This window comes from Acinetobacter sp. CIP 51.11 (genome assembly GCF_000369665.1).
Lineage (GTDB): Bacteria > Pseudomonadota > Gammaproteobacteria > Pseudomonadales > Moraxellaceae > Acinetobacter > Acinetobacter lwoffii_S.
On sequence record NZ_KB850129.1, the window covers coordinates 333,726 to 345,339 of the forward strand.

The window sequence follows — 11,614 nt, forward strand, 5'->3', positions numbered from 1 at the left end:
TATTTATGCTGAATGAATATAGACTGGATTACAGCCTAAAATAATTATATATCAGATATTTAATATTATTACCTATAAAACTATAAGTTTTAGAAAATAAAAAACCAGCCCGCAGGCTGGTTTTTTATACAACAATTTTATTTGATTTTTGCCTGAGATTTCAGGTAACGCGTATAGTCATCAAATTCCTGCTGACCACGAAGTTGTTGATATAACTTCACCAACTCACTGCGTTGTTCTGCACTCAATACATCTACCGGGTTCTTCTTCACTTCTGATACCGCAACCACAACCAGCTCATTCGGCATTTTCGCTGTGGTCACTGACCAATGGCCTGCTTTTGGTGTCGGCAGACTAAAGGCCGCACGCTGTACATCACGTTTTAGTAAACCTTCAGCACGTGTGTAAACGCCAGCATCTTCAAAGATCAAATCACCTTTCGCCACTGCTGCAGCCGGTTTGGTTTTGAACTCATCCAAAGCTTTCTGAATTTTTGCTTTTGCCAAAGCAGCTGCCTTGTCTTCAATCAACTGAGCCTTAACACGGGGTTTTGCTTCTGCCAGTGTTTGTTCGCCGGCTGCATGATAATTACGCACCTTTATCCAGGCTACATCACCATTGGCTAACTGAATGCTTGATGAAGCATTACGATCACCGTTTTTAACATCGTCATTAAACAATTTGACTTTGAGGTTAGCATCGCTCAGCACAGGATCACGGGTCGAAAGTGTTACACCTTGGGCTTTCTGGACTTGTACACCTTTAACTTCCTGTGTAACGACATCCAGAGAATCACTTCCTACCACCATATCATTTAGCGTATTGACCGTATCAGAGAATGCATTGGATTTTTTAGCAGCCAAGGCTTCTTCAGACAAACGTGCTTTTTGTGATTCAAAAGAAGGAACTGCAACATCTGGCGTTTGCACAGAAATGATGTGGTAACCATAATCTGTTTTCACTGGTGCAGACACCTGACCCGATTTTAAAGAACTAACCGTCTGATCAAATGCAGTACCAAATACACCTTCTTCATAAACGGCAAGCGCGCCACCTTTAGACTTAGATTCAGGGTCTTCAGAATATTGTGCTGCTGCCTGAGCAAAAGTAGTACCGGCTTTAATTTTGGCTGCAATCTCGGTCGCCAGTTTTTTTGCTTCAGCATCACTACGACTGTCCGCCGTAATTAAAATATGCTTCACATCTGGTTTAACTGTCTGTTTTTGTGTTGCAACAAAGGCGGTATAGGCTTCCTGAAGCTCAGCCTCTGTAACCGCTAAACTCTCCACCTGAATATCGCTTGGCTTTAACACCACATAGTCGACATCTACACTGGTCGGCTGTTTAAACAGTGTTTTGTGCTTTTCATAATAGGCAGCAATGTCTGCATCCGTCACTTTGACATCTTTTTTATAGCTGTCCAGATTAATGCTAGAAATATGAATATGACGTTGTTCAGTTTGTAAATCAGCAATCTGCTGCATTTCGACTGAGCTTACCAATGGATAATCCAGAAAAGTCGATGACAGCATCTTCAGCGCATGATCTTTACGTAAACTTTCGATCAAAGCGCGATTAGTCATGCCAATTGATTTTAGATAATTTTCATATAAAGCATTCGAGAACTTTCCATCTTGCTGAAAAGTAGGCTGCTGAGCAATCATCTGTTCAATTTGCTGGTCACTCAGACTGATCCCTAATTCTTCAGCCTGTTGCAGCAATAAAGTACGTGCAACCAGCGTATCCATGGCTTTCTGGTCAATGAAGCTTTGATTCAGTAAAGTTTCATCCCCATTGGCATAACTGAGATATTGTTCTTTAAATGATTTGGTCAGTGACTCTAATTCTTTTTGAGATATTTCAGTCCCGTTCACTGATTTTGCTGCATCAGAGTTTCCACTGCTAAAATATCCTTCAATACCTACAAGTGCTAACGGGGTCAAAAACAGAACGAGCAAGACTTTGCCCAACCAACCCTTAATAACTTTACGAAAAGCTTCCATAAGTATTCCAATATTTTATTTGCAAAGGATTTTAACCGAAAATACCCATTGAATGAATGTGTTAATCATCACAATTAAATTTATCAATAAAAAACGCGCCAAAGAAGGCGCGTTTCGTCGCTGGGTAAGCTTAAGCTACAGCGTCTTTTAAGCCTTTACCTGCTTTGAAGCTAGGTACTTTGCTTGCTTTGATCTCAAGAGTAGCACCAGTTTGTGGATTACGGCCAGTACGTGCAGCGCGTTCTTTCACACCGAAAGTACCAAAACCCACTAAAGTTACTGTATCACCCGATTTTAAAGCTTCAGTAACAGAAGCAATTGTAGCATCTAAAGCTTTACCTGCGTCAGCCTTAGATAATCCCCCTTTTTCTGCAATTGCATCAATTAATTCTGATTTATTCATGAAGATTACGTCCTCTTAATATCGTTTATTTAAGGTTCAAGAATTGGTTTAACATGCCATAACGCCTTTATAGCAATGCTTTAGGTATAAACGCAATACTTAAGAACCTCTTTTTTTTCAAAAAATATGCGAAAAAAACATTGAATAATAAATAAAGTCATTTTATTTAAGTTTTTTCGGCAATTCTTCTTTCATTTTTTCTTGTTCCGCAGTCAACTGATCAACCTTGGCATGCAACTGGAGAATTAAACGTTCCAAATACTGTACATCCTTCAGTGTGACTAATCCTATACGATTCAATGAGTGATGAACAGAGTTGTCGATTAATTTTTCCACTTTGTCTTTGGTGTCTGTGACCGACTCTTTGGCTCTTTCTGAAACCTTCTCTACAGTTTGATCGGCAATATCTGCAGTTTTAGATTCAAGTTCTTCCCCGACCTTGACCAGCGAGTCAAACAGTTTATTGCCTTCTTCTTCTGCACGTGAAAATGCCCCGAGTCCAGCCAACCAGATCTGTTTGGTGTATTTACGAAAATCAAGAACCGATTTGCGCTCCGAGGCAGATTTAGACTTGGGTTTCAGCATTTTCTCATTCGAAGCTTCAGCTGAGTCTTGTGCTGTTTTTGACTTGTCCATGTGCACGGCTCCTGTTTGTTTTCTGCGCAATTATTATAAATTATTCTACAAAACCACTGCATAATAGCAAATTTAGTACTTGATAGATTTGATAAACTGTTCTACAAAGCAATTTATTTCAAGTCTAATTTGATTTAACCCTGAAATCTCTTCACAAGCAGGAAGCTTTTTCACTTTATATTTCAGGTAAGGATTGGTTGTATATGAGCGAATCGCAACAAAGTCAAAATCAACCGCATTTGTTGCTTACGATGACGTTAATTGTTTTAGAGACAATATTTACCTTCATTCTCAAGCATGATCGTGTTGTTGCATTACAGGCCAAAAAGTTTGTAGATGAAAACATCTCGATTAAAATCAATAGCTATATTCCGTATTTCGACTTTTATGTGCAATTCACCCCCAATGGACTATTATTTGACCATAAAGCGCCGGGCCGCATTGTCGACCTGGATGTGCGCACTACACTTCCCGATCTGATTAAAATTTTCATTTTTGGCAATCGTCGCAGTATTCGTAGCATGCGCATTGATGGCAATCAGGTTTTAAAAGATGAGTTTCGTGATCTGTTAACCGTATTCAGCTTGCCAAAAGTACTAGCCGACTGGAAACACTGGCTGTCTGATGCGCCGACGGATGAAGCGGAAATTATTGCTTCTAAAAAGCGTATTGCACCGCTTTTAAAGAAAATTGAAGAACAGCGCTCCAAGATCAATACCCTGCAAGTGGAAGTCAAACAGTATAAAAACCGCCTGAAACGGATCGAACGCCGTCAAAAGCGTATTAATATCATTTTTGGCCTGAGCAGCGTACTTTTGATTACGTTATTAGTGTATAATTGGCTGAGCATGTAAATCTTTCATTCTCCAAAAATTAAATCCCACTAAGGTCTACTAAAAATAACTTGACTAATTTAGTCGGGATTCATAAAATCTACACATCTAGTCTAACCATGTGTATCGAATCATGCGCCTAACCACTCGCGGTCGCTACGCTGTGACTGCTCTACTTGATCTAGCTTTGCAGCCTTCTGAAAAAACGATAACGCTCGCTGAAATTGCAGCACGTCAAACTATTTCTGTTGCTTATCTTGAGCAGTTATTTGCGAAGCTCAAGCGTCATGGTTTAGTTTCTAGTGTTCGTGGCGCAAATGGTGGTTACCATTTAGCACGTAATGCAGATGAAATTACTGTGTTAGCAATTATTGAAGCTGTAAACGAAACAGTTGATGCGACTCGCTGTGACCATAAAGGCAATTGCCAGAATGGCGCGATGTGCTTGACTCATGATTTATGGCAGGAACTCTCCCATCACATCGCCGATTATTTAGAAAAAATCTCGCTTGCTGATCTGGTTGCACGTGACAACGTCCAGACTGTGTCATTACGCCAAAAATCAGCACCTTTAGATTCAGCCCTTTTATCGGTTACAGGTATTTGACATGAAACGTCCGATTTATCTTGATTATGCAGCTACAACTCCTGTAGATCCTCAGGTTGCTGAACGTATGATGGAATGCTTAACATTCGATGGTACCTTTGGTAATGCGGCATCTCGTTCACACGCGTATGGTTGGCAAGCAGAAGAAAAAGTTGAATATGCACGTGAGCAAGTTGCGAATTTAATCAAAGCTGATCCACGTGAAATCGTATGGACTTCAGGTGCAACCGAGTCAGACAACCTTGCACTTAAAGGTGTGGCTCATTTCTATGCATCTAAAGGTAAACATATCGTTACCTCTAAAATCGAACATAAGGCAGTTTTAGATACCTGTCGTGAGCTTGAGTCTGAAGGTTTTGAAATTACCTATATTGAGCCTCAACCTCAAACTGGTTTAATCACCCCTGAAATGGTACAAGCAGCGATTCGTCCAGACACGATTCTTGTTTCCCTGATGATGGTAAACAATGAAATCGGTACTGTGACTGATGTTGCAGCGATTGGCGAAATCACTCGCGCCAACAAGATTTTCTTCCATGTCGATGCAGCTCAGGCAGCGGGTAAAGTTGAAATTGATCTTTCAACTTTAAAAGTAGATTTGATGAGCTTCTCTGCGCACAAAATCTATGGCCCTAAAGGTATTGGCGCCCTGTTTGTACGTCGTAGCCCACGTGTACGCCTTAAAGCTGAAATGCATGGTGGCGGTCATGAACGTGGTATGCGTTCAGGTACCCTTGCGACTCACCAGATTGTCGGTATGGGTGAAGCATTTGAACTTGCAGGTAAAAACCTGGAAGCTGAACAGACTCGTTTACGCGTACTTCGCGACAAATTGTGGAATGGCTTACAAGGTCTTGAACAAGTGTTCCTGAACGGCCATCCAACACAAAACGTAGCGAACTATCTAAACATTAGCTTCAACTTCGTTGAAGGCGAATCATTGATGATGGCATTGAAAGATGCTGCGGTATCTTCAGGTTCGGCATGTACATCTGCAACACTTGAACCATCTTATGTACTTCGTGCATTGGGTCTTTCAGACGAACTTGCACACAGTTCGATCCGCTTCAGCTTCGGTAAGTACACCACTGAAGAAGATATCGATCACGTATTGACTATCACTAAAGCTGCTGTTGAGAAGTTACGTGAACTTTCTCCGCTTTGGGATATGTATAAGGAAGGTATCGACCTTTCTAAAGTTGAGTGGGCTGAGCACTAATTTTCATCCTGAGATAGTAACAAATCCGTTGCTATCTCATTGAGAAAAGTTTTTTACCCCCATATTTAATACTAAGGCTGACCCCGAGGTTTGGAGAAGCAACATGGCTTATAGCGAAAAAGTAATTGATCATTACGAAAACCCTCGTAATGTTGGCGTTTTAGACAAAAATGCTGAAAACGTTGGTACTGGTATGGTTGGTGCGCCAGCATGTGGTGACGTGATGCGTTTACAGATTCAGGTAAACGACGAAGGCGTGATTGAAGAAGCACGTTTTAAAACTTATGGTTGTGGTTCTGCCATTGCATCAAGTTCACTTGTGACCGAATGGCTCAAAGGTAAAACTTTGGATCAAGCTCAAGCAATCAAAAACATTGATATTGCAACTGAGCTTGCACTTCCACCAGTAAAAGTACACTGCTCTGTTCTTGCTGAAGATGCAATTAAAGCAGCTGTAGAAGACTACCGTAGCAAGAAAGTTAAAGCTTAATTGTTCCACGTTTTGAAATTTTAACGGAGTTTTCATGATCCATTTAACTGAAAATGCTGCAACTCATATCAGCAATTATTTAAAAAATCGCGGTAAGGGTGAAGGCATTCGCGTTGGTGTGAAAACTTCAGGCTGTTCTGGTCTGGCCTATGTGCTCGAGTTCGTCGATGAAGTCGATGCACATGACCAAGCCTTTGAGCAGTTTGGGGTTAAAGTATTCGTTGACCCGAAAAGTCTGGTTTATCTTGAAGGTATGGAGATGGACTATGTTAAAAACGGCTTGAACGAAGGCTTCGAATTTAACAACCCCAACAAAAAAGGCGAATGCGGTTGTGGTGAATCCTTCACTGTATAAACCCGGCAGTTATTCTCTTTTTGACATTAAAACAGTGTGTTTCACACTGTTTTAATTGCATTTATACAGTTATTTTTGCTCATTAATCGCGGATCCCATCTCCCATGAATCATTTTGAGTTGTTCAACCTTCCTGTAGCACTCGATATTGATTTAGCGGCTTTAAAGACTGAATTTTTAAAGTTGCAGCAACAATATCACCCAGATAAAGCTGAAGACAAAGATCAGGCTCTGATTAAATCAAGTGATATCAATCAGGCATTTAAAACCTTGTCAGCGGTCGATAGCCGTGCAGCGTATTTACTGTCTCTCAAGAAACAGGATTATCACTTAGATCAGTCGATCAGTGATTTTGAATTCTTGCAGGACGCTCTGGAAATTCGTGAACAACTTGACGATGCAACTTCTGCTGAAGATTTAACTTCACTGAAAGTCGAAGTCCAGCAATGGATTGAGGGCTTGGTTCGCGAGTTCAAAATTGATTATGCGGATGAAGACTGGGCCGAAGCACGCGATACAGTGCGCAAACTACGCTTCTTCGTTAAAGTCATGGCCGATATCGACAAAGCGGAAGACCGCTTCCTGGACGATGACAGCTTTGATCTTGATGATGATTTCTAATTTTAGTATTTAATATTTAACGTGCAAAGGATGTAACACTATGGCTCTCTTGCAAATTGCAGAACCAGGTCAATCAAGTGCACCACATGAACACCGCATTGCGATTGGTATCGATTTAGGCACCACCCACTCTTTGGTTGCCACGGTTCTTTCAGGTAAAGCCAAAGTACTTAATGACGAACAAGGTCGTGTGCTACTTCCTTCTATCGTGCATTATGCAGAACAACAGACTCAATACGGCAATGAAGCTGCGCCTTTCATTACTACTGACCCCAAAAACACCATCGTTTCTGTGAAACGTTTTATGGGTCGTTCGAAAGCTGACATCAAATTCCAGCATCCTTATGCGTTGGTTGGTGAAGCGAATGAAATGCCGGCTTTTGAAACCGCACAAGGCCGTAAGACGCCGGTTGAGATTTCTGCAGAAATTTTAAAGCAGTTGAAAGACCGCGCTGAAGCCAGTCTGCAAAATCCGGTCAATGGTGCCGTTATTACTGTTCCGGCCTACTTTGATGAAGCACAGCGTCAGGCAACCCGTGATGCTGCTCAACTTGCTGGCTTGAATGTTTTACGTTTGTTGAATGAGCCAACCGCTGCTGCTGTTGCTTATGGTCTCGATCAGGAAAGCAACTTAAGTACAGATCGCAACTATGTGATCTACGACTTGGGTGGTGGTACCTTTGACGTTTCGATTCTGCGTTTTAGTCAAGGTGTGTTTGAAGTTCTGGCAACCGGTGGCCACACTGCCCTCGGTGGTGATGACCTAGATCGTTTGATCCTGAAATGGGCCAAGAAACAACTGAATATTGACACCTTGAATGATGCAGAATATGCACATTTTGTGGTTGCAGCACGTAAAGCCAAAGAAGCTTTGTCTGATGCAGATTCAGTTCAACTCAAATTGCTTGATCAGGTATTGACGCTTGACCGTCCGACATTTGAAGAGATCATTAAAGTTGCTTTGGATAAGACCATCAGCGTATGTAAGCGTGTGATGCGTGATGCCAAGCTTGAACTGGATGACATTCAAAATGTCGTTTTGGTCGGTGGCTCAACCCGTTCTTATGCAGTACAAAAAGCCGTGCGTGAAGTATTCAATCAAGAACCACTATGCACTATTAATCCGGATGAAGTGGTTGCGATTGGCGCATCAATTACTGCGAACCAATTGATTGGCAACTCAACTGATGGCTCATTACTATTAGACGTGACGCCTCTGTCTCTTGGTCTTGAAACCATGGGCGGACTGGTTGAACGATTAATTTCGCGTAATACTGCGATTCCAGTCGCTCGTCGTCAGGAATTTACGACTTATCAAGATGGCCAGACTGCCATGTTGATTCATGTGGTTCAAGGTGAACGTGATCTGGTTGAGCATTGCCGTAGTTTAGGGCGTTTTGTCCTGCATGGCATTCCACCAATGACTGCCGGTCAGGCACGTATTGAAGTGACGTTCCAGGTCGATGCAGATGGCTTGCTGACTGTATCTGCCAAAGAAACCACCTCTGGCGTGACGGCTCAAATCGATATCAAACCATCTTATGGTTTATCGGGTGAAGATACTGAACGTCTGTTGCTAGACGGTTATAAGTTCGCTGAAGAAGATAAGAATCTTCGTCATTTGAATGAAACCAAAGTGGAAGCACAGCGTGAGCTGGAAGCACTGGTTCAGGCACTCAAAGCGGATGCCGGTCTGTTGACTGAAGATCAACTTGCAGCACTGCAAACTGCGCAAGCACAACTTGAAACTCAGCTTCAGGGTTCAGATATCAAAGCGATTGAATCTGCCGTTGAACAGCTTAAAATACATAGTGATGCTTTTGCAGCAGCACGTATGAATCAACATATTGATGCAGCTCTTAAGGGCACTAAACTCGACGACTGGTCAAACTCAAACTAATTTAAGGTAACGACTATGCCACGTATTAAAGTTCTTCCACATGCGCAGATTTGCCCCGAAGGTGCTGAGTTTGAAGTCGAACAAAATGCCAATCTTTGCGAAAGCCTGCTAAAAAATGGCATTAAAATCGAACATGCTTGCGATATGTCAGCAGCGTGTACCACCTGCCATGTAGTGGTACGCAAAGGTTTTGACAGCCTGGAAGAAATGGATGATGTTGAAGCTGACTTACTCGATCGTGCCTGGGGTTTAGAACCTGATTCACGTCTTTCTTGTCAGGTTAAACTGGACGATGAAGATCTGGAAATTGAAATTCCAAAATACACCATTAACCATGCGTCAGAAAATCACTAAGATTTTCGTTGCAGGCTAAAATAAAAAACCACGCTCAGGCGTGGTTTTTTCTCTTTATAAGAAACAATTAAAGTAAATTTACATGAACTTTAAATGTGTTCAATTACTTCATCCTCAAGCTTCAATTTGACAATACCTTGTGAATCGGTCATTTTCTGCTGAGTTTCAATGCGTTTAATCATTTTTTCTAGTACATGAATCAGCTCAGGATATTCAAAGTTTTGCACTTCATCCAGATTCAGCAATAAATGAAAGCCCTTATATTCATAATCGAACCAGCGCTGATACTCGACTTTCTGAGACGCATATTTTTCCATGACCTGCCAGGTTCTTACAGGTGCTTTAATGCCTTTCAAGAATATCGGCTTTTTCGGTGCACAAAGATAATCATCTTTGATCAGATTATGAGTATCTTCCGAAATCAGGATTTCATCGACTTCCGCTGCACTTTGCAAACGCGCTGCCAGATTGGCATCACGCCCTACAATGGTATAAGCCATACGATGCGTAGCCCCATAATTCCCTACGTGGCAATAACCGGTTGAAATCCCCATGCGGATATGCAGTGGCGGATAACCCATTTTAATCCAGCGTTCCCGCAGCAATTTCATTTGCTGACGCATCGCCAATGCCATTTCCATACAGTTCTTAGCATCCTGTTCCACACCTTCGGAGTTCGGATCACCAAAGAAAATCAGGATGGCATCACCCATGAATTTATCGACAGTCGCTTCATAATTTTTAGCGATTTCGGTCATATGCCGAAGATAGTCATTCAACAGGAATGCTAAATCATCTGGAATCAGAGTTTCAGATAGCTCTGTAAAGCCTTGAATATCAGAGAAAAAGATCGTCAACTTTTTACGTTTATATTCAATTTTGGCTTCAGATTCACCTTTCATAATGGATTGCCATAACTGCACGGGCGCATAGCGACTCAGCTGATTGGCAAATTCCATATAACGGTTCATCTGTTCGAAATAATGGTCTTTTTTCTGGGTCATGTATTGCACACGACCACTTTGATAAAAACTTCCGACACCAAAATAGGTAATCAGACAGATAAAGCCTAAAACGGTCAACTCACTGCTGGTCGGTTCGAAATAATTATTAAACCCAAAGACCAGAATATTGGCCAGATAAAAAAGCGTAATCCCGATCAGGCTGGCTAGAGATGCCATCATAAATGAAATTTTATTGCTGATCGCGGTATAGAGCACTGCGACCAGACCCAGCAAGGACAAGACCAAGTCCAGATGCACGGCCGCCAAAACCACCGAAATGACAATGACATCAATCAGGAAAAGAATATTACGCCGGATGTGATAATCATGACGATAGATCAGCCAGCGAGATAGTTTCGGTGTAATTAGCAAAACCAGAAACAAAAAAAATGGAACAAAAAGCTGATACTGGGTATCTGGTTCAGTGTAATGAAAGACGACCAGAACCACAGACAGCATGATGTATCCCATCATGCGATGGAAATACTCAAACTGATGGGGTTCTTTTTGAATCCAGTCGTCTAATTGCACTCACTCACTCCCTGAAGTCCGCAACTGTTCATGGTTCTCGGAATGCCTTGGCTGATTAGTCCATGCGCCAGTCAAATGGCATGTCGCCCTGACCACGTAAAGCCAGCATTAAGGTTTGACGCATATGTGCCAGTACTTCACTGCTATAAGGAACAGCAGATGTACCCCAAACAGGCTTCGGCCATGCAACGTCGTTCTGATAACGAACTACATGATGAAAATGCAATTGCGGCACCATATTACCCAGCGCTGCTACATTCATTTTATCTGCACGGAAAACACGTGCCAGCTGGCTTGATAACCAGCTTGACTCTCTTAAAAACTGCTCTTGGTCAGCTTGACTCAATTCATATAATTCAGAGACACCCGGCACACGTGGAATCAGAATGAGCCAGGGAAATTGCATATCATTCATCAAACGACATGTTGACAAAGGAAAGTCGCCTACAAAAAACGTATCTTGAGCAAGTTGTGGATGCAAACTAAACATATCTTTATAAATGATGCAAAATTAGAATGATGGCTAATACTAACATATCCAACTGAAGCTGAATATTGAAAGCAATGTGTTTAAAGACAAATTCTCATGATTTGTTGCGAAGCACATCACAACAATTACTGTAAACAATTCATTAAAAAAATCAAGCCTGTTGTTCCTG

13 protein-coding genes are annotated in these 11,614 nt (G+C 41.7%); 8 read left to right on the plus strand and 5 right to left on the minus strand.

The window, feature by feature from the left end; genetic code table 11:
• Window positions 1-137 precede the first annotated feature (137 nt).
• The 3 genes from F894_RS05365 to F894_RS05375 form a co-directional block, all read right to left on the minus strand.
• On the minus strand, window positions 138-2,003 hold the full coding sequence (locus F894_RS05365; protein ID WP_005246561.1) for a SurA N-terminal domain-containing protein: 1,866 nt from the start codon (window positions 2,001-2,003) through the stop codon (window positions 138-140).
• A gap of 130 nt (window positions 2,004-2,133) precedes the next feature.
• Window positions 2,134-2,406 (minus strand): HU family DNA-binding protein, encoded by a 273-nt coding sequence (locus tag F894_RS05370; RefSeq protein ID WP_004279807.1) that lies wholly within the window; start codon window positions 2,404-2,406, stop codon window positions 2,134-2,136.
• Window positions 2,407-2,568: 162 nt separating this feature from the next.
• Window positions 2,569-3,042, minus strand: a complete 474-nt coding sequence (locus tag F894_RS05375; RefSeq protein WP_005246562.1) for a phasin family protein — start codon at window positions 3,040-3,042, stop codon at window positions 2,569-2,571.
• Window positions 3,043-3,245: 203 nt separating this feature from the next.
• Here F894_RS05375 and F894_RS05380 point away from each other — a divergent pair, with 203 nt between their 5' ends.
• The 8 genes from F894_RS05380 (at window position 3,246) to fdx (ending at window position 9,420) form a co-directional block, all read left to right on the plus strand.
• On the plus strand, window positions 3,246-3,896 hold the full coding sequence (locus F894_RS05380) for a hypothetical protein (RefSeq protein ID WP_005246563.1): 651 nt from the start codon (window positions 3,246-3,248) through the stop codon (window positions 3,894-3,896).
• Between the two features lie 112 nt (window positions 3,897-4,008).
• A complete protein-coding gene (locus F894_RS05385) occupies window positions 4,009-4,482 on the plus strand; it encodes an Rrf2 family transcriptional regulator (RefSeq protein WP_004279811.1) in 474 nt (157 codons plus the stop codon).
• A gap of 1 nt (window position 4,483) precedes the next feature.
• Window positions 4,484-5,701: an IscS subfamily cysteine desulfurase gene (locus tag F894_RS05390; protein WP_004279813.1), complete on the plus strand. Its 1,218-nt coding sequence runs from the start codon at window positions 4,484-4,486 to the stop codon at window positions 5,699-5,701.
• Window positions 5,702-5,804: 103 nt separating this feature from the next.
• A complete protein-coding gene (iscU, locus tag F894_RS05395; protein ID WP_004279815.1) occupies window positions 5,805-6,191 on the plus strand; it encodes a Fe-S cluster assembly scaffold IscU in 387 nt (128 codons plus the stop codon).
• A gap of 34 nt (window positions 6,192-6,225) precedes the next feature.
• On the plus strand, window positions 6,226-6,546 hold the full coding sequence (gene iscA, locus F894_RS05400) for an iron-sulfur cluster assembly protein IscA (protein WP_005107159.1): 321 nt from the start codon (window positions 6,226-6,228) through the stop codon (window positions 6,544-6,546).
• A gap of 104 nt (window positions 6,547-6,650) precedes the next feature.
• Complete coding sequence (gene hscB / locus F894_RS05405) at window positions 6,651-7,166, plus strand: Fe-S protein assembly co-chaperone HscB (RefSeq protein WP_004646764.1); 516 nt, start codon at window positions 6,651-6,653, stop codon at window positions 7,164-7,166.
• Window positions 7,167-7,206: 40 nt separating this feature from the next.
• Window positions 7,207-9,066, plus strand: coding sequence for a Fe-S protein assembly chaperone HscA (gene hscA, locus F894_RS05410; protein ID WP_005107162.1), 1,860 nt, complete (start codon window positions 7,207-7,209; stop codon window positions 9,064-9,066).
• 15 nt (window positions 9,067-9,081) lie between these two features.
• Window positions 9,082-9,420, plus strand: a complete 339-nt coding sequence (fdx, locus tag F894_RS05415; RefSeq protein WP_004279821.1) for an ISC system 2Fe-2S type ferredoxin — start codon at window positions 9,082-9,084, stop codon at window positions 9,418-9,420.
• A gap of 89 nt (window positions 9,421-9,509) precedes the next feature.
• On the opposite strand, the gene F894_RS05420 is transcribed toward fdx, so the two are convergent.
• Together F894_RS05420 and F894_RS05425 are read right to left on the minus strand one after the other, a co-directional pair.
• Complete coding sequence (locus tag F894_RS05420) at window positions 9,510-10,955, minus strand: adenylate/guanylate cyclase domain-containing protein (protein WP_005246564.1); 1,446 nt, start codon at window positions 10,953-10,955, stop codon at window positions 9,510-9,512.
• A gap of 55 nt (window positions 10,956-11,010) precedes the next feature.
• Window positions 11,011-11,445 carry an HIT domain-containing protein gene (locus F894_RS05425; protein WP_005246565.1) on the minus strand — a complete coding sequence of 145 codons (435 nt, stop codon included), beginning with the start codon at window positions 11,443-11,445 and terminating at the stop codon, window positions 11,011-11,013.
• Window positions 11,446-11,614 lie beyond the last annotated feature (169 nt).

Bases quoted from the DNA above. Each gene is read 5' to 3' on its own strand.
- F894_RS05365 (WP_005246561.1), bottom strand. From the start codon at position 2,003: ATGGAAGCTTTTCGTAAAGTTATTAAGGGTTGGTTGGGCAAAGTCTTG.
- F894_RS05370 (WP_004279807.1), bottom strand. From the start codon at position 2,406: ATGAATAAATCAGAATTAATTGATGCAATTGCAGAAAAAGGGGGATTA.
- F894_RS05375 (WP_005246562.1), bottom strand. From the start codon at position 3,042: ATGGACAAGTCAAAAACAGCACAAGACTCAGCTGAAGCTTCGAATGAG.
- F894_RS05380 (WP_005246563.1), top strand. From the start codon at position 3,246: ATGAGCGAATCGCAACAAAGTCAAAATCAACCGCATTTGTTGCTTACG.
- F894_RS05385 (WP_004279811.1), top strand. From the start codon at position 4,009: ATGCGCCTAACCACTCGCGGTCGCTACGCTGTGACTGCTCTACTTGAT.
- F894_RS05390 (WP_004279813.1), top strand. From the start codon at position 4,484: ATGAAACGTCCGATTTATCTTGATTATGCAGCTACAACTCCTGTAGAT.
- iscU (WP_004279815.1), top strand. From the start codon at position 5,805: ATGGCTTATAGCGAAAAAGTAATTGATCATTACGAAAACCCTCGTAAT.
- iscA (WP_005107159.1), top strand. From the start codon at position 6,226: ATGATCCATTTAACTGAAAATGCTGCAACTCATATCAGCAATTATTTA.
- hscB (WP_004646764.1), top strand. From the start codon at position 6,651: ATGAATCATTTTGAGTTGTTCAACCTTCCTGTAGCACTCGATATTGAT.
- hscA (WP_005107162.1), top strand. From the start codon at position 7,207: ATGGCTCTCTTGCAAATTGCAGAACCAGGTCAATCAAGTGCACCACAT.
- fdx (WP_004279821.1), top strand. From the start codon at position 9,082: ATGCCACGTATTAAAGTTCTTCCACATGCGCAGATTTGCCCCGAAGGT.
- F894_RS05425 (WP_005246565.1), bottom strand. From the start codon at position 11,445: ATGTTTAGTTTGCATCCACAACTTGCTCAAGATACGTTTTTTGTAGGC.